Genomic DNA, 19,741 nt, shown 5'->3' with positions numbered 1-19,741 from the left:
ATCCACCATGAAGAAGCAAACCGAGCCCGCCAAGTATCCGGGCACTCGGGTAGCAATGGACGGGAACACCGCTGCCATTATGTGCGAGCGGGAATCCTCCGACGCTGCCGGTGCCTATCCGATTACCCCTTCCACTCAAATGGGCGAGTATTGGGCTGATGCGGCCGCAAAGGGCCACCTCAATATCTCCGACCGGCCTCTTATTTTTATCGAGCCGGAAGGCGAACATGCTGCTGCTGCGGTCACCGCCGGCCTGTCTATGACGGGTCTCCGTGCCGCCAATTTCTCCTCCGGGCAGGGCATCGCCTATATGCACGAATCCCTCTATGCTGCAGTGGGCAAGCGTCTGACCTATGTGCTGAATATCGGCGCACGGGCGATGACCAAATCCACCCTTAACGTACACGCGGGCCACGACGATTACCACGCCGTGGACGATACCGGCTTCTTTCAGCTGTTTGCCAAAAAGGCGCAGCACGTGGCTGACCTCAATATCATCGCGCACCGCATCGCGGAGCTGGCACTTACACCGGGTATCGTGGCGCAGGACGGCTTCCTGACCACCCACCTCATCGAGTCCATGACGCTTCCCGAGCGCGAGCTCATCAAAGAATACCTCGGCCGGCCCGATGACATCATCAAAACGCCGACCGAAGCCCAACGCATCATTTACGGGGACACCCGTCGCCGCATACCTGAGCTTTGGGATGTGGATAATCCTGTTATGGCGGGCATCGTGCAGAATCAGGACTCCTACATGCAGTCCGTCGCAGCACAGCGCCCCTTCTTCTTCGATCACATTAAGCAGCTCACCGAGCAGGCCATGGACGAGTACTATCAGCTCACCGGCCGCCGCTACGAGCGCGTAATGACCTATAAGGTGGAAGATGCCGACTACCTCATCCTCGGTCAGGGCAGCGTGGTGCCAAGTGCCGAAGTGGTAGCCGACTACCTGCGTGAAACCCGCGGGCTGAAGGTAGGCGTGGTCGACCTCGTCATGTTCCGCCCCTTCCCGGCTGATCTGCTGGGCAAAATTCTAAAAGGTAAGAAGGGCGTTGCTATCCTTGAGCGCCTCGATCAGCCGCTGGCCGCCGACCTGCCGCTCATGCGGGAAGTACGTGCGAGCCTGACCAAGTGCCTGGAAAATGGCAACTACAAAGACAATCGCCCCTATCCGGAACTGGAAGCCTACAAAGCGGGCGATATGCCGCCCCTGTACTCCGGTTCCTTCGGTATGGGCAGCCGCGACCTGCAGCCGGAAGGCATCATCGGTGCGGTAGAGAATATGCTGCCTACGGGCAAAAAGAAAAAGCAGTTTTACCTGTCTATCGACTTCATCCGCGATGTACCCTTTACGCCTAAGCAGCGGGCCTATCAGGAATCCATTCAGGAAGCCTACCCGCATGTGAAGGAACTATCGGTGAGGGGTTCTGAAAACCCGAACCTCATGCCGAAGGGGGCCGTGACCGTCCGTTTCCACTCCATCGGTGGCTGGGGCGCTATCACGACAGGTAAGAACCTGGCAATGACCCTGTTCGACCTGCTCGGGTATGACATCAAAGCCAACCCGAAGTATGGCTCAGAGAAAAAAGGACAGCCCACAACTTACTATCTGTCTGCTGCTCCGGAGCCCATCCGTGTCAACTGTGAATACGTATACGTGGATGTGGTGCTTTCACCGGACCCCAACGTCTTTAAGCACACCAACGCACTGGCCGGTCTGAAGAAAGGCGGCACCTTTATTATACAGAGCGACAAAAACAGCCCGGCGGAAGTCTGGGCCGATATCCCCAAGCCGTACCAAAAGATCATCGTGGATAACAACATCCGCCTGTTCTACATCGACGGCTTCAAAATTGCCCGCGAGGAAGCAACCGATCCCGAACTGCAACTCCGCATGCAGGGTATCGCTTTCCAGGGCGCCTTCTTCGCTGCTTCTCCCCTCAAGGAGAAAGCGAATCTGACCGAGGAGAGCCTGCTGCAGGCCATCGAGGATCAGGTGCAGTCGAAGTTTGGCAGTAAAGGGCAGCGCGTGGTGGATGACAACATGCGCGTAGTACGCCGTGGCTTTGACGAAGTAGGCGAGGTGACGGACAAGGTCGTTGGCGCCGGGCACGATGCTAAAGCTAACGCCGTTAAGCCGATCCCGCTTCCTGCTATGCTCAAGGATACGCCGCAGAGTAAGTCCAGGCTGAGCGATATCCACCGCTTCTGGGAGCAGACGGGCAGCTTCTACCAGCAGGGCAGTGGCAATGACAACCTCACCGATCCGTTTATCGGGTTGAGTGTGATGCCTGCGGCCTCCTCTTTGTTCCGCGATATGACCGGCATCCGCTTCAACCATCCGGAATGGATCGCGGAGAACTGTACCGCCTGTGGCAAATGCTACACCATCTGTCCGGATACGGCATTGCCAGGATTGGTTTCCAAACTGTCTGATGTGCTCGACACCGTTGTGCAGCGCGTGAAAAACAACCACGGAAAGCTCAACTACCTGCCGAAAGCAGTCCGTCAGATGGAGCCGGAAATCCGCGCCTTGTTCAATGAGGGCGATGACCGGGCAAAGGTCAACACCATGATCCGAGAGGTGGTCGACAAGACCGTTCGGGAAAGCGGCAACACCAACGGCATGGCGCAGGAATTTGACTGGTTCCTGGAGGAACTGGGCGACTTCCAGTTTGCGCTCACCCGCCCGTACTACGACCTGAAAGAAAAGCAGCAAGCCGGCAGCGGTGGCCTGTTCAGCATTACCCTGAACCCGACCACCTGCAAGGGCTGTATGGAATGTATTGAAGTCTGCGATGATGACGCCCTGCGCCCCATTACACAGACCGAAGACTCCGTAGCCACCCTGCGGCAGAACTGGGACCTCTGGACCGACCTGCCCAACACGCCGGAAGAATACAACCGCATTGACGATTTGGAAGAAAAGATCGGTCCGCTGGAGACGCTCCTCCTCAACAAGGAGGCCTACCAAAACTTCGCTAGTGGCGATGGCGCCTGCCTGGGCTGCTCTGAAAAGTCAGTCGTGCACATCTTCACCGCTACCGTAGAGGCGCTCATGCAGCCGCGCATCAGGCAGCACGTGACCCGCCTGACGGAGCTCATCAACCGCCTGGAGCAGCACATTCAGCAGAAGCTGTTCAGCACGGTGAATGTGAGCGACGCCGACCTGATGACCAAGATCGTTTCCGAAATGAGCAGTGGCGACCTGACCGTATCCGGTATCGCCCGCCGTTTTGAGTCGGAAAAAGGCACACAGCCGATCGACCAGGAATGGCTGCGCGAAGTCTCCCAGCTGCTGGCCAAACTGAAGAACCTCAAGTGGAAATACACAGATGGCCTGACTGGCAAGGGGCGTACCAATATGGGCATGCTCAATTCCACCGGCTGTACCTCCGTCTGGGGCAGTACCTACCCGTACAACCCCTACCCATTCCCATGGGCCAACCACCTCTTCCAGGATTCTCCGTCTATGGCGATGGGCATCTTCGAAGGGCACATGTCCAAAATGGCAGAGGGCTTCAAAACCATCCGGAAAGCCGAGCTGATGCTCGATGGCAAATACGACCCGAGCGAGCACGATTCCTTCCTCACCTACTTCAACTGGCAACAGTTTACCGATGAGGAATGGCTGCTGTGCCCACCGGTAGTCGCCCTGGGCGGTGATGGTGCCATGTATGACATCGGCTTCCAAAACCTCTCCCGCCTGATGGCCTCCGGCAAGCCGATCAAAGTTATCGTGGTGGATACGCAGGTGTACTCCAATACCGGCGGGCAGGCCTGTACTTCGGGCTTCATCGGCCAGGTATCCGATATGGCGCAGTACGGCAAAGTCTGGAAAGGCAAGCCGGAGCCGCGCAAGGAAATCGGGCTGATCGCTATGGCGCACCGCAATACCTACGTGATGCAGGGTACCCTGTCGAACACGAGCCACATGATCGAAGGCTTTATCGACGGCCTGATGGCGAAGCGCCCGGCCCTGTTCAATCTGTACACCACCTGTCAGCCGGAGCACGGCGTAGCCGACGACCTCGGTGCGCATCAGGCGAAGCTGGCGGTAGAATCCCGGGCTTATCCGGTATTCAGGTACAATCCGGATCTGGGCGTGAAGCCGGAAGAGGCATTCGACCTCAGCGGCAACCCGGACCTGCACAGCAACTGGCCGACCTACCAGCTCAAATACCTGGAAAATGGCCGCGAGAAGAGCATGGAAGTGGCGATGACTTTCGCCGACTTTGCCCTTACTGAGGCACGCTTCCGCAAACACTTCCGTAAAGTGCCGCGCGAAGCCTGGAACGACAATATGGTCGTCCTGGCCGATTTCCTCGAAATGAGCGGCGAAGAGCGGGAAGGTAAATTCCCATTCATCTGGACGGTCGACCAAAAGCAGCACCTCACCCGGGTGCTCGTGGCAGAGACTATCGTAGCTTCCTGTGAGGAACGCCGCGACTTCTGGATCATGCTGCGTGCTATCGCCGGTGTGAAGGAAGAGGTGGAAGCCGCTCCGGAAGACCTGGAAGGCAAGATTCGCAACGAGGTGGTCAGCAATATCGCCAAAGGGCTGATGAAGATGGCTGCCGGCGGCAACTTCGATGAGCTGGGCGTAGATACCTCTGCGCTCAACTTCGATGCAGCACCTGCCACCAATGGCAGCGCAGCAGAAGCAGATACCGCTGTAGCGACCGCCACAGGACAAGGGCCCTGGATAGAATCCGAAGAGTGCACGGCCTGTGACGAGTGCATCAAGATCAACTCGAAGGTATTTGCTTACAACAGCAATAATCAAGCTGAGATTAAAGATCCTAATGCCGGTTCCTACGAGGACCTGGTGAAAGCAGCCGAGAAATGCACCGCGCAGGTCATTCACCCCGGTCTGCCCGCCAATCCGGAAGGACAGGAGAAATGGATCAAGCGAGGTGAAAAGTATAACTAATGGGGCTGTTTAATTTTAGAAATAGCACCTTTCGCCACGGCATCCACCCGCCGGAGCACAAGAGCGAGACCAATGGCCTGCCCATCCGGCAGTTCGCCTTTGCGCCGCTGCTCGTACTGCCTGTATCGCAGCACATCGGTGCCCCTTCCAAAATCATTGTTCGGGAAGGGCAGGAAGTGATGCGCGGGCAGCTCCTGGCGGAAGCCGGTGGCTACGTTTCGGTACCGCTGCACGCGCCGGTCTCCGGCCGGGTACGCAAGATCGCGAACGTGCCAACGGCAAAAGGGGAAATGTCCCTTGGGATTTACCTGGAAGCCTTCCCTGCCTCCGGGCAGGAAGTGCTGGAAGGCGAAGGACTCGACTGGGAGACCGCTACGCCGGAGGAGATCCTGCAAGGCATTCAGAATGCCGGTATTGTGGGCCTCGGCGGGGCGGCCTTCCCTACTCATGTCAAGCTGAAAGTGCCGGAAGGCAAGTCGTGCGAAGTGCTGCTGATCAACGGTATTGAGTGCGAGCCTTACCTTACCACCGACCATCGTGTCATGCTGGAACAGGCAGAGGATATCTTTATGGGTATCCGCTATTTGCTCCGGTCCACCGGTGCACCGCGCGCCATCATCGGCATAGAAGCCAATAAACAGGACGCGGCTGACCACCTGTCACGTAACATCCCGGAAGGCTTACCGGTAACGGTAGAAGTAGTACCGGTAAAGTACCCACAGGGTTCTGAGAAGATGCTCATCACTTCGGTAATGGGGCGGGAAGTACCCTCAGGCAGCCTGCCGATTGAGGTCGGTGCAGTGGTTGTCAATGTGGCCACTACGGCAGAAATCGGGCGGCTTTTGCCCCACGGGCGCGGTATACAGGAACGGGTGGTAACCATCACCGGGCCGGGCGTAAAAAAGAAAGGCAATTACCTCATCCCCGTCGGGACGCCCCTGCGCTTCGTACTGGAAGAAGTCGGCGTAGCGGATAACCTCAGCGAGGTCTACCTCGGTGGCCCGATGATGGGCATGGCGGTCTCCAACCTGGATATTTCCATCACTAAGGGGACTTCCGGTATTTTGGCCTTTACGGATAATGAAGTGCGCCGGGCGGACAAGGTCTATCCCTGCATTAAGTGCGGGGCTTGTGTAGATGCCTGTCCGATTTCCCTCAACCCGTCACAAATGGGCATACTGGCGAAGTTTGAAGCCTACGACGAGATGGCAGCCAATCATAACCTGATGGACTGCTTCGAGTGTGGCTCCTGCTCTTATGTTTGCCCGTCCAATATTCCGCTGGTACAGTATTTCCGAATGTCTAAGGGCGTGGTCCGCAAGCGGGCGGCGGCCAAAAAGGAAGTAGCGAATGTTTAAGCAGACCCTACATATCAGCACCTCTCCCCACCTCAAGCTGGGCGTCAGTACGGACGACATCATGCGCAATGTGGTGTGGGCGATGCTGCCAGCATCGGCTTTTGCGGTCTACGCCTTTGGGCTGAGCGTATTCCTGTTGCTCGTCACCTCTGTGGTGGCGGCCATCCTGACCGAGCACCTGCTTTGCCGCTGGTCGGGTAAGGAAAGTACGGTCAATGACTGGTCCGCAGCGATCACCGGTTTGCTTTTGGGCCTGACCCTGCCCCCGGCTTTCCCCCTGTGGATGGCCTTTGTGGGCAGCGTAATTGCGATTGCTCTCGGCAAATTTGCCTTCGGCGGATTGGGGTACAACACTTTCAATCCGGCGCTGGTCGGGCGTGCGGTACTGCAAGCGGCTTTCCCGGCAGCGATTACCACCTGGCATCCCGCTTTTCTGGAAGGGCGCTTTACGGATATTGCGAGTTCCACTTTGGCACTGCCCTTTATGGAGCCCACTTACGATGCGGTTTCCGGCGCGACACCGCTGTCGGCTTTCAAATTTGACGGAGTGGCTGCGGATTCAGCGGACCTTGCCCTCGGGCTGGTCAGCGGCTCGGCCGGGGAGACCTGCGCCCTGCTGATTGTGCTGGGCGGCATCTACCTCATCGCCCGCAATATGATGAACTGGCGCATACCGGTCTCCATCCTGCTGACGGTCTACGTGCTCAGCGGCATCATGCACTGGGTAGATGCGGAGGCTTACCCTTCGCCGGTATTCATGCTGTTTTCCGGCGGATTGATGCTGGGGGCGGTATTCATGGCCACCGATATGGTCGCTTCCCCGCTTACCGCAAAAGGCGTGGTGGTCTATGGTGTGCTGATTGGGCTGCTGGTGGTGGTCATCCGGCTCTGGGGCGGTTTGCCGGAAGGCGTGATGTACGCTATCCTGCTGGCTAATGCCGTATCGCCCCACATTGACAGCGCCCTGCAAAACCGCGTTTACGGAACGGTCAAAAAAGCCAAAGCGACATGAGCGAGACGATAACCATAGCACCCGAAAAGAAGCAAGCCGACACCGGCAACAGCAACAAGATGCTGTTCGCCATGGTTGGCATCGGGCTGATGTGCGCCCTGCTCATTGTGCTGACGTATGAGGGGACCAAGCCCATTATCGCAAAAAATAAAGCGGCAGCCCTGGAGCAGGCTATTTTTAAAGTCCTGCCCGGCACCGTGACCACCGCTGGCTACTACTGGAACGGCAACGCATTCACGCCCCTCAAAGGCACCGAAGCTGAGGGGCAGCGCGTCTACGCCGGTTTTAGCGAAAGCGGCACTCTGACTGGCTTGGCACTGCCTGCCGTAGGGCTGGGATATGCCGGTGAAATTCGTGTCCTGTACGGGTACGACCCTGCGCAGGAAGCCATCGTTGGTTTCTACGTACTGGAGAGCAAAGAGACGCCCGGGCTGGGCGACAAGATAGAGAAAGACCCCGCCTTCAAAGCCAATTTTGAGGCCCTTTCGGTGGCGGTCGGAACGGATGGGAATAGCCTGAAGAACAAGATCGCTTACGCCAAAAGCGGCGAAAAGCAGAACGCCTGGGAAGTGGACGGCATTACTGGTGCTACGATTTCCTCCAAGGCAGTGACCGAAGCGCTGAGCACGAGCACCGCTGAATGGGTACCTAAGCTCTACGAAGCAAAAGAAGCATTCAAGCCACAAACGCAAAGCCATGAATAAGCCTACGGACAAACCCGGATTTTTCGCGGCACTGGAGGACAGCCCTTCAGCGGATACCTTCCTGCGCGGCTTGTGGAAAGACAACCCGGTTTTTGTGCAGGTGCTGGGCATGTGCCCGGTGCTGGCCGTGACCAATACCTCTATGAATGCCCTGGCGATGGGGCTGGCTACTGCCTTTGTGCTGTTGATGTCGAATGTGCTGGTGTCTTCTCTGCGCCACTTCATACCGAAGCAGGTGCGCATCGCCTCCTACATTCTCATCATCGCCACCTTTGTGACGATTACGGATTATGCCATCATGGCCATCAGCGTGGAGCTGCACAAAAGCCTGGGCGCTTTTATCTCGCTCATCGTGGTGAACTGCCTCATCCTGAGCCGGGCGGAAGCCTTTGCTTCAAAGAATACGGTGGGGCAATCGATGCTCGATGCGCTGGGTATGGGTGTGGGCTTCACTTTCGCCCTGCTGTGTCTGGGCGTGGTACGGGAGGTGCTCGGCAGTGGCAGCATCTTTGGCTTCGGCCTTTTCCCGGATTCTTTCCAGGAATGGATTGTGATGATACTGCCGGCAGGTGGTTTCTTCACCTTAGCGATCTGGCTGCTGCTCTTTAACATTCTGAAGCAAAAACGAGCGACGACATGAAAGAGGAATCCCTGTGGTACATCTTCATCAACGCCAGCCTGATCAACAACTTTGTACTGGCGTATTTCCTGGGCATCTGCCCCTTTCTGGGTGTGTCGGGTAAGCTCGAGACGGCTACGAAAATGGGTGGTGCAGTGACTTTTGTGATGCTGATTAGCTCCGTGTGCGCGTATGGTATCAATGCATTTTTGATTGCCGTGGGTGCGCCATTCCTGCAGCTCATCAGCTTCATCGTAGTGATTGCCTCCACAGTACAGCTGGTGGAAATGTTTGTGCGCAAGATGAGCCCGGCGCTGTTCCGCGCCCTGGGCATCTTCCTGCCGCTCATCACCACCAATTGCGCGATTCTGGGGCTGGCCCTTTTCCAAACCCAAAAGGGGTATGGACTGGTGGAAAGCCTGGTCTACGCCCTGGGTGCCGGTGCCGGGTTTACGTTAGCGCTGGTGCTGATCGCCGGCTTGCGGGAGCGGCTGGAATTTGCGGAGGTGCCCGGTGTGGTGAAAGGTACGGCCCTGACCCTTTTGATAGCGGGGATTTTGTCGCTGTCGTTCATGGGGTTTGCGGGGCTTGGTGGGTAGGTGGTAAGTCAGGCTGAGGCGGAGGTTGAGGTTGAGGTTGAGGTTGAGGTTGAGGCGAGCAGGGACGTGTTCGCCCGCCGCGGCAGCAAGCTGCTTTCTTCCTCAAAGGCAATAGGCAGCTCGCTGCCGCCCCTAGAGTACACGCTGTATATGCCTCAACCTAAACCTTAGCCTCAACCTGAATTTGAAATCGGGGGAAACCCCACAAAAATAAAAATTATGACCTCCTCCCTAATCATCGGACTCGTTGGCGTAGTCGCCCTGATGGTCTACTGGCTGCTCATCCAAACCGTATGGCGGCAGATGTTTGCTGATCAGATCACGGATGAAGATGTGCTGGCGGAGCGCCGGAGCTGCGGCAACTGCGGGTGCGGCGGAGGCGTATGCAAAAAAGAGAGCTGACCTGACAAGTTTCCCAGGGCAACACCAAAGCTCTTGTCAAGTCTCGATCAATAAACCTTAAAAACAACAACCATGGCATACTTAGCAGATTATCAGACCGAGCCCCGTTACCGGGCTGCCGTGCGCAAAACCGAGCGCCTTACGCCAATGGATACCGATGAAGTCCGGGAAATACAGCTGGAAGTGCTGGAGCCTGGGTTTGATTGTGCCATTGACCAAAGCTTTGGCGTACTGCTGAACTACAAGGATGAGTTTGGCAATACCCAACACCACCGCCTGTACAGTGTGGCTGACCTGCCGAAGCGGGAAAATGGAAATGCGCTGCTCACCATGCTGGTAAAACGGTGCGCGTATGTGGATGAGGTTAATGGTGAACGCTACGACGGCGTGGCTTCCAACTACCTCTGCGACCGCAAAGCCGGGGATGAAATTACGATCACCGGGCCATTTGGACTGCCCTTCTCAGTGCCTGAGGACAAAACCGCAAACCTTATCCTCATTGGTATGGGAACGGGTATTGCACCCTTCCGTGCCTTCGTCAAGCACATTTTTACAGAGGAGAAAGACTGGAAAGGCAAGATCCGCTTGTTCTACGGAGCCCGTTCCGGCCTGGAGCTGCTCTACCTCAATGACAAGGATGGCGACCTCATGAACTACTACGATGAGGACACTTTCCGGGCATTCCGTGCCCTCAGCCCGCGGCCGAAGTGGCTGGACCCGATTGAGCTGGACAAAGCCATCGAAGACCGCGCAGCAGAGCTGCTCGAGATGCTGAATCAGGTGAATACCTACATCTACGTGGCCGGCTATGCTAAGGTGAAAGACAACCTCGACAAAGCCTTTGCCAAAGTACTGGGCTCCAAGGAAAAGTGGGCGCAGCGCAAAGCCGAGCTGATTGCCGGCGGCAAGTGGGCGGAGGTGATTTACTAGAAAACAAACTGACATGACTATCCTGACCGCCATAGCTGCCCTCGGAGGCCTGACTTTTCTGCTCGCCCTTATGCTCGTACTGGCCAATAAGAAGCTGTACGTGTACGAGGACCCGCGCATCGATACGGTAGAAGATATGCTGCCGCACGCCAACTGTGGAGCCTGTGGTTATCCCGGTTGCCGTCCCTTTGCGGAAGCGCTGGTTGCCGGGGAAGCCCTGCCGGGCAAATGTACGGTCAGCTCTGAGGAGACACGGGAGCGGATCGCCGGGTACCTGGGCGTGGCGCTGGGCAATGAAGACCGCAAAGTCGCCCGCCTGGCCTGTGCCGGCGGGGCGAATGTTGCCCGGGTGCGGGCGCAGTACGAGGGCATGCGGAGCTGTCAGGCTGCCGCATTGGTCAGCGGTGGCGGCAAAGGCTGTTCCTGGGGTTGCCTGGGTTACGGCGACTGCGAGGTAGTCTGTGATTTTGATGCCATACAGATGGACGAACAGGGATTGCCGGTCGTCGATACCGACAAGTGCACGGCTTGCGGCGACTGCGTGGAAGCCTGCCCCAAGGGCTTGTTCTCTCTGGAGCCCCTGCAAAACCACCTCTGGGTAGCCTGCAAAAACCTGGAGCAGGGTAACGAAATTCTGGAAGACTGCGAGGTGGCCTGTACGGCCTGCGGGCGCTGTGCCATGGATGCGCCCGGCGGGCTGATTGAGATGGCTTATAACCTGCCCGTTATCCGCCACGGTGCGGCGGCAGAAAGCAAGGACGCCATTCAGCGCTGCCCCACCGGCGCTATTGTCTGGTGGAATGCCAACGGGCAGGCGGAGAAAGGCAAGGATGCGAAGAAGATTATCCGGAAGGGGGCGCGGGAAGTGGGGGTGAGCTGAGGTTGTTAACTAATGGCCGCATAGCCAACTACACTAACCTTACCCGGAAGTGCCAGGGCCTTAAAATCAGGCGCAGCTGTCGAAAAATAGGCGCTCATGAGTTTATTTTTTAAATATAGGCGCAAGATACGGTTTTTAGACTGTGTTGGGAATTCGCTTTTGGAGCGAGTGAAGTCAAATTTTATTCTGAACAAGGCGCGATGAGGGAGCCTAGCCTGAGCTAAGCGACTGAAGAGCAACGAAGTGCAGGATAAAATTTGGCAAATGCAGCCCAAAGGGTGAAATCCCAACACAGTCTTAGAAGCCGCATTCAATGCCTTCCGCAGGCGCTTCTCAACGGCTTACTCTGGAGCAAAAGCCGAGATCCGCTTGCATTTGAGCCTTTCGGATGGCACAAAACGGGATGAAAAAGTGTTCTCTTACAAGAAGCTACTTCTTTTTGAAAGCACAACTATAAGCCCATGGTAGCCTTTGAAAAACCAGATTATACCTTTCCCTTTTCCGTAGAGACGGAACGGCAGCACCTCCTGCAGCACAAAGACAAGCGGGGCATCCCAGATAAGAGAGCGGACCGCCTGTTGATTGCCACCTGGAACGTAGCCAACCTGGGGCTGCACGAGCGCACAGAAGCCCATTATCAGCTGATTGCAGAAATGATGAGCTGGTTTGATATAGTAGCGGTGCAGGAGGTCCACGATGATCTCAGCGGGCTGTACCAGTTGGAATCCTTTATTGGGTCTTCTTATGAGCCCATGTTCACTGACCGGGGTGGGAATGACGAGCGGGCTGCGTACTTCTATGACACCAGCAAGGTGGAACGGATGCCCATGACCGGCGAGCTGGCCATTGAGCCCGCTGCGCAGCGGTGGATTCGGCTGCCGGGCGTCGAACAGGCCTTTCGCGGGTTCGACCGCAATCCTTATATCGGCAGTTTCCAGTTTCGCAACCATCGGTTTATGCTGGTCAATGCACACCTGTTTTTTGGCGGTACAGCCACAGCTGACATGAACCGCCGGGCGCTCGAAGCCTACGCGGTAGGCCGCTATGCAGACCTGCGGCGGGACGATGAGCATGCCTTTTCTCCCAACATTATCGCGTTGGGCGATTTCAACATTCCCATTGCCGCATCCGGAGATCCGATTTACGATGCGCTTTCCAAACGCGGACTAACGGTGCCAAAGCACTCCACCCGGATTGCTTCCAGTATTTCCACCGATGCGCAGTATGATCAGGTGGCGTTCTTTCCAAGCCTGAAGCGCAAAATCAAAAACAGCGGTGTGTTTGACTATGACACGGCCGTTTTCCCTGAGCTTTGGGACCGTCTTAGCGAGGAGGACTTCAAGGCGTACTGCCGGTACTACATTTCGGACCACCGGCCGATGTGGGTGGAGGTGGATTTTGATTGATAAGGGGCGGGATCCCCCTTAGAATGGGCCTGGTTTTCAGGTTGGGTCGCCGTATTTTAGCTTGTCAGACTATAAATATTGATTCAACTCCTGGACCAATTAAAAAACAGTTGTACAGGGGTTTCTATCAGAAAAAACCAAATGAGCTTGCTCGTCATGTATTTTTTTTGCTCGATAAATGGCTTTTTCTTGATTCGCATGCTCATCTTCTAAAAGCATTTGGTATATCCTTTCACAAAAAGCCTTAGCTTTTCCATCCTTTGAATAATTGCATCCCCAAAGCTCACTAAGCCTTTCAAAAAACTGACCCCTATTCCAGGGCGTGTCAATGTATTGATAATGCAAAACAAACCAAAGTTCGAAGGTGTCGTTTGAGTAAGCCACGTTGATATTGTTCTTGTGAGCCAGCTCTATAGCCCTATTGTAATCCTCTTTTTGTTGGTTCGCATGCTCGTGATTAATATCCATATCAAACACTACCCACACTTCTTTTTCCTTAAGGGATTCGTCAGATGTCAGAAGCTCAATGACACTTTCTACCAATTTAGTTTTCGATTGCCCCAGCCCGAAAGATTCAACCTGAGCATTTCCGAGAGGAAAAGATTTAAAATATTCGGGTTCGGTGTTCATGCCTTCGCACACGATATAAAAGGACTTGGCCTTGGACCGCGTTTCAATATGAGGTGGTTTCGTTTTAGTCAACTTTTTGTTCCAAGCCTTTCCCCGATCAGTTTTCTTAACTTTCCTACTCACCGCCCACATAGTTTTCAACAGCTCTTTCCAGGGCTGTCAGGTTATGCGGAACGGCGTTGTACTTGCCCATCAAATAATCTTTCTCAAACGAACTGTCATTACGCACGCCTTTAAATTCTGCCAGAGCGTACAGTTCTGTAGCACCCGTGGTATCCTTTTTAGTGAAGGCGATCTGATCTCTTCTCAGCAATCGGGCGTCCAGTAAATTAGAGTCATGGGATACAAAGATGAGCTGAGCATTCCGCTTGTTTGTATTGGGAGAATGAAAAAGCTCAATGATTTTTCTACTAAGATTGGGGTGCAACCGGGCATCAAACTCGTCAATGACAAACAGTCCCCCATGATCCAAAGTGTGAAAAAGGAAAGGACTTAAGGTAGCCAGTTTTTTTGTGCCTTCTGCTTCCTGTGAGTGCAAGGTTAGAGGAACCTCCATCAAGTTGCCGCCACTATCCTTGGCCGATCTGTAAATGACCACATAGCCCGCTTTTCGGTTTTCATTGGGCTCCTGAACCATAGATATGCGCGATGTTGCTTCCGCTTTTGGAACATCCACTATGTCCAATCTGGATATTTTGGGATCGATAGATTGTAAAAAATGGGTTAATCGCTTTGAAAAACTTTTATCTTGATCTAGCTTATTTAGCAGAACTACCCAATTGAAAGGGTCTTCAAGGCCAGACGAAACATTGATGTTTTTTAAAAAAGAGTGGTGTATACTTTTGGCAATACGGCCGTTAAATGCATTGACTAGTGAAAGGAAAAGCACATTTTCGCGGTACAAAGGAGATGCCTGATTAGTTTTGGGAACAAACGCTAACCCTTCCCGAAATTCTTTTTCGTTGATCTTAATTTCATCGCCCTCTCTTTTGAAATAGTACCGTTCTCTTATTTTCGACCCTTTATCTGAAGCGAGTGGTTTTCCAAACAGCCATTCCGTAATTATTCGTGTTTTATCAGCTTCAAAGCCGTACCGATACTGTACGCCCTCGGCGATAAAGGCGATCTGAAAGAAGCTGGGTTCATGGTGTGCTGCTTTTTGGAATAAGAATGGGACGATCTCTTTCTGTAGAATCTGCTCATCCTTTATGCATTCACGAATGATCCTGATCATACTCCGAACCCCCCGGATCAAATTGCTCTTGCCACTCCCGTTCGCACCGAAAATAGCCTTGCTTTTTAGCAGGCTAAAATCTTCCCCTATCTGAAAAAGATTCTCCTGATCTACTTTCTGGAATTTGGACTTGATGGCGGCCGACTGCATGTGCAGTGTCTGAATTTCGTTAAAGGACCAAAAGTTACCAAGGCTAAATTCAATGATCATAATCGCATTATTAGTGTATATTTCACAAATATACGAATAAAATCATTAAAACGCTTGTTCTTGGAGCCGCGAAGAGCGCCTGTATTAGACCACAGCAGAACTGGGTATGGTCTCAAAGACCGGTTCAAAAACCAAACAACTCATAATAAGATTCCTTCCCAAGGTGGTACAAGTTCTTTTGAGCCAGCGCTTCTAAATCGCTGCCGGAATCAATAACGATCCAATCGTCAATAGAGCCCCGGTAGCAATACCTTTGGAAGACGAACTCACGCTCGCTTTTGTGCTGGGTAAGGATGACCCGCATTCGTTCTTCGTACCGTGCAAATCTATTCCAAGTCGCTTCAGGGTTTCCCCGGGTAGCGGACAGGAAACCTTTCAATAAGTCTGCCCTCTCGTTTGCCGCTCCACTTTCTTGGGTATATATGCGAATCTCATCCCCGCAGATATCCAGCTTGAAATCATGCAGCAACTTGTTTTGGCGCAATTCCTTTTCAATGGCAGCTATCTCTGTTGGTTCAATGTGGCTCGCCTTGACTTTTCGGATGTAGGCTTGCCCGGAATCGTATTTTTCAAACACTTCGTACCACGCAGGCACTACGCTGAGGCATTCGGCATCTTTCTTCTGGGTCAAATAGTACGTGGTGTTGCCTTTCTTTGTGATCCGCGATTTAAGGTAATACGTTTTCCCTTTTGTGGTTTTGAATGTGAATGGCATGTTATTTTTATTCATTACGGCAATAGCTGAAGTTAAAGAATTGTGGAGCAATATAGTGGGAAAAAAGCTATTCTGACTTTGTATAATGCCTAATCTGCCGGGCTCAAACTTGCTTTTGCACTGCTTGAGTAAATTTTTGGGGTGTTGTTTGCAAATATGTACCTTGCCCAAATGAACAGCCACAAACCCACAAAAACCTACCAGGTAAGAATGGTCCCTACTCCACCCAACCACTTCCCCAACTGGCAACCCGCCACCATCCTCCGCGATTTTTCCTCTCCCTGGCTGGAAGTTGAAGAGACGGGTGTCAATTTCCGCGCCCTCCACGATGGCGTGTATCTCTATTTCCGGTTTGATGTACAGGAATCCAATATTCTGATCTACGAAAAAGACCACACCAAGTTCGACGTCCTCAATTCCGAGCGGGTGGAGATTTTCTTTCGGCAGGACCCGGAACTGAAGCGGTACTACGGGCTGGAAATGGACCCGCTCGGCAGGGTCTACGATTACCAGTCGAGCTACTACCGCCAATCGGATAAAACCTGGGGTTGGCCGGAAGGGCATCTGCAACTCGAAACGGGGCGTACCCCCTCCGGATACTGGCTGCAGGGGCGGATTAGCTTTGAGTCTCTCCGCAACTTGCATCTGATTCAGGATGGGGGTTACCTGCAAGCGGGTTTATACCGGGGGCGCTGCCTCGACATCACTGGAGATAAAGCCACCTTTAACTGGATCACCTGGGTGGATCCGCAAACCGGGCAGCCTGATTTTCATGTCCCTTCGTCATTTGGGTGTCTGCAATTGGCGTAAGCCAGGCAATGGAAGGTACCGCCCTTTGCCCAGCTCAAAGACAAATGTTATATGTTAGAGATCAATTGGGAAGAAGCGGCACAAGCCTATACCTTCAGTGAACAATGATCAGGAATTGGACAGGCGGGTGATAGCATCCCGAATACGGGAAGCCGATTGGTAATCTTCCCGTTCCACCGCCTGCTGCAATAAGGCTTCTAACTCAGGCAATGTATAGTCCTCAAGCTTCCCTTTGATCCAGGCGGTATTAGGTGTTAAGCGGTTGGACAGAATGCCGTGCTCGTCCATGATATTGCCAGTTACTTTTACCGGACAAGAAAGCCGAAGCGCCAGGGCGATGGCATCAGAAGGGCGGGCATCCTGCTCGAAAGTATTGCCATCGGGCTTTCTGAAAGTGAGCAAGGCGCAAAAAGCCTCGCCTTCCATACGGTTAATCCTGGCTTCCCGCAATTGGAGACCTGCCGATTGAAGTACTTCGGCAAAGAGGTCATGAGTGGCCGGGCGCGATAGTTCCCGGCTTTGTACCGCCAGGGCGATGGCCTGTGCCTCCGCATGCCCCAGCTTAATAGGTAACCGCCGGAAGCCATCCACTTCTTCCAGTACCAGCACAAAAGCCTGAGATTGATCGGGCGCATCCGTAAGCGCCGCTACTTCAACCGGGATGTAATCCATAGGTTAGCAGATTAGGGCGGTTTAAAAAAGGTCTATCGGGCAAGCTGATTGATGACGATGCGGTGATTGCCAGTGTCAGCTGCAACCATAGTCTGCCCTTCGATACTCACCTGAAAAGGCCAGTAGAGGCTCTCCTCGGTCGTCCAGATGGTATCTTTATTTTCGCTTCCTGTGGTAAAGTTTTTCTGCCCGATCAGGTTGTCGGCCGGCGTATTGTGTTCGGAAGGCAGTTGCTTAAACCACAGGATGCGGCTGTTGCCGGTATCGGCCACCCATAGCCCATCTTTATAAAAGCAAGAGTCATAACACCAGTTCAGGGTATTGGCCTGGGGGAACCAGCCGTATTGATTCTGCCCGTTACCGTCAAAGGAAGCCTGCCCAATGATGACATCTGCTTTGCTGCCAAAGGCCTGCTTCCAGTCATGCCAGAGGAGGACCCGGTAATACTGTGTATCGGTAATGGCCAGGGCACCATCAGGGCTTACTTTCACGGAGTAAGGCCAGATGGGGTCATTGTGGTCGTAGTCGCGCTCCTCGAAGGAAGGCTTGCCCAGCACTTTATCCGCGGCGGCATAATTGGAAGTGGGAATGGTCTCAAAAAATAATACCCGCCGGTTGCCTGTATCGGCAATCCACAAGTGTTGCCCATCTGAAAATACGCCGTAGGGCCAGTGCAGGGACTGAGCGGTAGGGTGGTGGCTAATCCCGGCTACATTAGCCTCATTACGTTCAAAATCGGGTTGGCCGATGACCACGTCTGCCGGTTGGCCGTCCTTTTCCGGCAATTGGTGCCAGACCAGAACGCGGTGGTTCCAGGCATCAGCTACGATCAGCCGTTTGCCATCCGACCAGATGCCGGAAGGATAGAACAGGGTGGATGCTGAAGTGCCGCCACCTGCATTCCGGCCAGTTTCTGCTTTGGCGGGCTGCCCCAGCACCACATCCGGGTCCTGGAATTCATGTTCGGGCAGTTGGTGCCAGATGAACAGGCGGTTCTGGGCGGTATCAGCAACAAAAAGCCGGTTATGGCTCAGGAATACGCCTCTTGGAGCAAGCAGAGGGCTGCCTTCTGCGCCTTTAAAAACCCGGGTGTCCTGAAGAAGCTCGGGGCGTAATTGTTCCTGTGAGGAAGTGGGTGTCATCGTTTTTTAGTTGTTGAGCTCCTTACGGCGGCGCTCCAGGTTATCAATTTTGACCCGGATAACGGCAGCGATCGACCGGGCTTTTTGTTTGGCTTCTTCGGCTTTTGGGCCCTCGAAGTGGGTGTTGACCGTTGCCTGGAAATGCTCCAGCCAGCGTTCGAAGTGGCGGGCTTTAAGGGGCTTTTCCATATGCAGCTCCAAGTGCTTCTGCAAGGTGCCACCCTGATAGATACCGGTTTGGAAGAGGACCGTTTCCCAAAAATCACAAATCAGTGGCAAATGCTCGGCCAGGTGTACGTTGGCGGCTTCCAGAAAAAAAGGGCGCAGCAGGCGGTCCTCCAACATTCGTTTGTAGAAGTCGTCCACTAGCATCTCAATATCACTGCGGTTGTTAATGTCTTTTTTCATCAGCAAATCCGTGGTAGTTGCTCGCCGGTGAGCATGTTCACTACGCGCTTGCCACCGATGCTGCTGGTAAGCACGGTCTTGCGGGGATGGTCTGTTGTGACTTCCCCGATGATGGCGGCATTCTCGCAATATGGCTGCTCCCGCATCATAGCCAGGGCTTCATCCGCTTTTTCAGCAGCCACTACGGCAATAAAGAGCCCTTCGTTAGCTACGTAGAGCGGGTCGAGCCCAAGCATTTCGCAGGCACCAGCCACCTGCGGGTCAATGGGCAGTTGGCGCTGTTGCAAATTCACGCCCAGCCCGGTGTCCCGGGCAATCTCCGTAAGTACCGTAGCGACACCGCCCCGGGTAGGATCACGCAGCAGGTGGATGTCGGGGCCAAAAGCATCGAGCAACGCCCTGACCGCGTGGTTCAGATTGCAGGAGTCGCTTTCAATTGTAGTTTCGAACTCCAGCCCTTCCCGTACCGACATGATGGCCATGCCGTGGGTGGCCAACTGCCCGCTCACGATGATTTGGTCGCCGGGCTGTACCCGGTTGACGTCGATTTGTGCCCTGGGGTGCAAACGGCCAACGCCGGTGGTATTGATGAAGACCTTGTCGCCCTTGCCTTTTTCCACCACTTTGGTATCGCCGGTGACGACTTGCACGCCCGCTAGTTCACAGGCGACCTTTACCCCGACCAGCACTTCCCAAAACTGCTTAACCGGCAGCCCTTCCTCCAGGATGAAGCTCAGGGACAGGTACTCGGGCAGCGCCCCGCACATGGCGAGGTCATTCACGGTACCATTCACCGCCAGCTCACCGATATTCCCACCCGGAAAAAAGATAGGGGAAATGACGAAGCTGTCGGTGGTGAAGGCCGTAGGGCCGCTGAGGTTCAGGGTCGCTCCATCGTGGCGCTTGTCCAGAATGTCATTCTTCAGTACTTCAAATACACCGCTGTCCAGGAGCCGGTTGGTTAGCAATCCACCACTGCCGTGCCCGAGGGTAATTACCTCAAAGTCGAGTTTGGGCATTGGGCATTGCAGCTGCATGCGGCGTTTTTGGTCGGTTATTGCCATAGTTTAGTGG

18 protein-coding genes are annotated in these 19,741 nt (G+C 54.3%); 11 read left to right on the top strand and 7 right to left on the bottom strand.

Annotation, left to right across the window (positions count from 1 at the left end; genetic code table 11):
• Positions 1–7: 7 nt before the first annotated feature.
• The 10 genes from ACO08I_RS13685 to ACO08I_RS13640 all read left to right on the top strand — a co-directional run bounded on the left by ACO08I_RS13685 (position 8) and on the right by ACO08I_RS13640 (position 12,846).
• Complete coding sequence (locus tag ACO08I_RS13685; RefSeq protein ID WP_421949592.1) at positions 8–4,936, top strand: 2-oxoacid:acceptor oxidoreductase family protein; 4,929 nt, start codon at positions 8–10, stop codon at positions 4,934–4,936.
• Entirely contained in the window at positions 4,936–6,294 is a 1,359-nt protein-coding gene (gene rsxC / locus ACO08I_RS13680) for an electron transport complex subunit RsxC (RefSeq protein ID WP_421949591.1), read from the top strand. The genes ACO08I_RS13685 and rsxC overlap by 1 nt, the downstream gene beginning before the upstream one ends.
• A complete protein-coding gene (locus ACO08I_RS13675; protein ID WP_421949590.1) occupies positions 6,287–7,306 on the top strand; it encodes an RnfABCDGE type electron transport complex subunit D in 1,020 nt (339 codons plus the stop codon). Before rsxC ends, ACO08I_RS13675 begins: the two co-directional genes overlap by 8 nt.
• Positions 7,303–8,010, top strand: a complete 708-nt coding sequence (locus ACO08I_RS13670) for an RnfABCDGE type electron transport complex subunit G (RefSeq protein WP_421949589.1) — start codon at positions 7,303–7,305, stop codon at positions 8,008–8,010. The genes ACO08I_RS13675 and ACO08I_RS13670 overlap by 4 nt, the downstream gene beginning before the upstream one ends.
• Positions 8,003–8,650 carry an electron transport complex subunit RsxE gene (gene rsxE / locus ACO08I_RS13665; protein WP_421949588.1) on the top strand — a complete coding sequence of 216 codons (648 nt, stop codon included), beginning with the start codon at positions 8,003–8,005 and terminating at the stop codon, positions 8,648–8,650. Before ACO08I_RS13670 ends, rsxE begins: the two co-directional genes overlap by 8 nt.
• A complete protein-coding gene (locus ACO08I_RS13660; RefSeq protein ID WP_421949587.1) occupies positions 8,647–9,228 on the top strand; it encodes an electron transport complex protein RnfA in 582 nt (193 codons plus the stop codon). The genes rsxE and ACO08I_RS13660 overlap by 4 nt, the downstream gene beginning before the upstream one ends.
• Positions 9,229–9,447: 219 nt before the next feature.
• Positions 9,448–9,630 (top strand): hypothetical protein, encoded by a 183-nt coding sequence (locus ACO08I_RS13655; protein WP_282775360.1) that lies wholly within the window; start codon positions 9,448–9,450, stop codon positions 9,628–9,630.
• A gap of 72 nt (positions 9,631–9,702) precedes the next feature.
• Entirely contained in the window at positions 9,703–10,560 is an 858-nt protein-coding gene (locus ACO08I_RS13650) for a hypothetical protein (RefSeq protein ID WP_282775359.1), read from the top strand.
• A 13-nt stretch (positions 10,561–10,573) separates the two neighbouring features.
• Positions 10,574–11,440 (top strand): RnfABCDGE type electron transport complex subunit B, encoded by an 867-nt coding sequence (locus ACO08I_RS13645; protein ID WP_421949586.1) that lies wholly within the window; start codon positions 10,574–10,576, stop codon positions 11,438–11,440.
• 461 nt (positions 11,441–11,901) lie between these two features.
• The gene (locus ACO08I_RS13640) at positions 11,902–12,846 is read left to right on the top strand and encodes an endonuclease/exonuclease/phosphatase family protein (RefSeq protein WP_421949585.1); all 945 of its coding nucleotides are present in this window, start codon (positions 11,902–11,904) and stop codon (positions 12,844–12,846) included.
• Positions 12,847–12,945: 99 nt separating this feature from the next.
• On the opposite strand, the gene ACO08I_RS13635 is transcribed toward ACO08I_RS13640, so the two are convergent.
• The 3 genes from ACO08I_RS13635 to ACO08I_RS13625 all read right to left on the bottom strand — a co-directional run bounded on the left by ACO08I_RS13635 (position 12,946) and on the right by ACO08I_RS13625 (position 15,635).
• A complete protein-coding gene (locus ACO08I_RS13635; RefSeq protein WP_421949584.1) occupies positions 12,946–13,548 on the bottom strand; it encodes an RloB family protein in 603 nt (200 codons plus the stop codon).
• Between the two features lie 43 nt (positions 13,549–13,591).
• The gene (locus ACO08I_RS13630; RefSeq protein ID WP_421949583.1) at positions 13,592–14,920 is read right to left on the bottom strand and encodes an AAA family ATPase; all 1,329 of its coding nucleotides are present in this window, start codon (positions 14,918–14,920) and stop codon (positions 13,592–13,594) included.
• Between the two features lie 124 nt (positions 14,921–15,044).
• Positions 15,045–15,635, bottom strand: coding sequence for a hypothetical protein (locus ACO08I_RS13625; RefSeq protein ID WP_282778550.1), 591 nt, complete (start codon positions 15,633–15,635; stop codon positions 15,045–15,047).
• Between the two features lie 171 nt (positions 15,636–15,806).
• Here ACO08I_RS13625 and ACO08I_RS13620 point away from each other — a divergent pair, with 171 nt between their 5' ends.
• On the top strand, positions 15,807–16,445 hold the full coding sequence (locus ACO08I_RS13620) for a sugar-binding protein (RefSeq protein WP_282778548.1): 639 nt from the start codon (positions 15,807–15,809) through the stop codon (positions 16,443–16,445).
• 108 nt (positions 16,446–16,553) lie between these two features.
• On the opposite strand, the gene ACO08I_RS13615 is transcribed toward ACO08I_RS13620, so the two are convergent.
• The 4 genes from ACO08I_RS13615 to hypE are packed head-to-tail and all read right to left on the bottom strand — an operon-like array spanning position 16,554 to position 19,731.
• A complete protein-coding gene (locus ACO08I_RS13615) occupies positions 16,554–17,117 on the bottom strand; it encodes a bifunctional nuclease family protein (protein WP_282778546.1) in 564 nt (187 codons plus the stop codon).
• A gap of 32 nt (positions 17,118–17,149) precedes the next feature.
• Positions 17,150–18,259 carry a hypothetical protein gene (locus ACO08I_RS13610; protein WP_421949582.1) on the bottom strand — a complete coding sequence of 370 codons (1,110 nt, stop codon included), beginning with the start codon at positions 18,257–18,259 and terminating at the stop codon, positions 17,150–17,152.
• Positions 18,260–18,265: 6 nt separating this feature from the next.
• Positions 18,266–18,667: a group III truncated hemoglobin gene (locus ACO08I_RS13605; RefSeq protein ID WP_044216943.1), complete on the bottom strand. Its 402-nt coding sequence runs from the start codon at positions 18,665–18,667 to the stop codon at positions 18,266–18,268.
• A complete protein-coding gene (gene hypE / locus ACO08I_RS13600; protein ID WP_238578227.1) occupies positions 18,667–19,731 on the bottom strand; it encodes a hydrogenase expression/formation protein HypE in 1,065 nt (354 codons plus the stop codon). Before hypE ends, ACO08I_RS13605 begins: the two co-directional genes overlap by 1 nt.
• Between the last annotated feature and the right edge of the window lie 10 nt (positions 19,732–19,741).

This window comes from Phaeodactylibacter xiamenensis, assembly GCF_965229835.1.
Classification (GTDB): Bacteria; Bacteroidota; Bacteroidia; order Chitinophagales; family Saprospiraceae; genus Phaeodactylibacter; species Phaeodactylibacter xiamenensis.
This window is presented reverse-complemented; position numbering and strand designations above follow the sequence as displayed.

Excerpts from the sequence above, each read along its gene's own strand:
- ACO08I_RS13685 (WP_421949592.1), top strand. The coding sequence starts at position 8 with ATGAAGAAGCAAACCGAGCCCGCCAAGTATCCGGGCACTCGGGTAGCA.
- rsxC (WP_421949591.1), top strand. The coding sequence starts at position 4,936 with ATGGGGCTGTTTAATTTTAGAAATAGCACCTTTCGCCACGGCATCCAC.
- ACO08I_RS13675 (WP_421949590.1), top strand. The coding sequence starts at position 6,287 with ATGTTTAAGCAGACCCTACATATCAGCACCTCTCCCCACCTCAAGCTG.
- ACO08I_RS13670 (WP_421949589.1), top strand. The coding sequence starts at position 7,303 with ATGAGCGAGACGATAACCATAGCACCCGAAAAGAAGCAAGCCGACACC.
- rsxE (WP_421949588.1), top strand. The coding sequence starts at position 8,003 with ATGAATAAGCCTACGGACAAACCCGGATTTTTCGCGGCACTGGAGGAC.
- ACO08I_RS13660 (WP_421949587.1), top strand. The coding sequence starts at position 8,647 with ATGAAAGAGGAATCCCTGTGGTACATCTTCATCAACGCCAGCCTGATC.
- ACO08I_RS13655 (WP_282775360.1), top strand. The coding sequence starts at position 9,448 with ATGACCTCCTCCCTAATCATCGGACTCGTTGGCGTAGTCGCCCTGATG.
- ACO08I_RS13650 (WP_282775359.1), top strand. The coding sequence starts at position 9,703 with ATGGCATACTTAGCAGATTATCAGACCGAGCCCCGTTACCGGGCTGCC.
- ACO08I_RS13645 (WP_421949586.1), top strand. The coding sequence starts at position 10,574 with ATGACTATCCTGACCGCCATAGCTGCCCTCGGAGGCCTGACTTTTCTG.
- ACO08I_RS13640 (WP_421949585.1), top strand. The coding sequence starts at position 11,902 with ATGGTAGCCTTTGAAAAACCAGATTATACCTTTCCCTTTTCCGTAGAG.
- ACO08I_RS13630 (WP_421949583.1), bottom strand. The coding sequence starts at position 14,920 with ATGATCATTGAATTTAGCCTTGGTAACTTTTGGTCCTTTAACGAAATT.
- ACO08I_RS13625 (WP_282778550.1), bottom strand. The coding sequence starts at position 15,635 with ATGCCATTCACATTCAAAACCACAAAAGGGAAAACGTATTACCTTAAA.
- ACO08I_RS13620 (WP_282778548.1), top strand. The coding sequence starts at position 15,807 with ATGAACAGCCACAAACCCACAAAAACCTACCAGGTAAGAATGGTCCCT.
- ACO08I_RS13615 (WP_282778546.1), bottom strand. The coding sequence starts at position 17,117 with ATGGATTACATCCCGGTTGAAGTAGCGGCGCTTACGGATGCGCCCGAT.
- ACO08I_RS13610 (WP_421949582.1), bottom strand. The coding sequence starts at position 18,259 with ATGACACCCACTTCCTCACAGGAACAATTACGCCCCGAGCTTCTTCAG.
- ACO08I_RS13605 (WP_044216943.1), bottom strand. The coding sequence starts at position 18,667 with ATGAAAAAAGACATTAACAACCGCAGTGATATTGAGATGCTAGTGGAC.
- hypE (WP_238578227.1), bottom strand. The coding sequence starts at position 19,731 with ATGGCAATAACCGACCAAAAACGCCGCATGCAGCTGCAATGCCCAATG.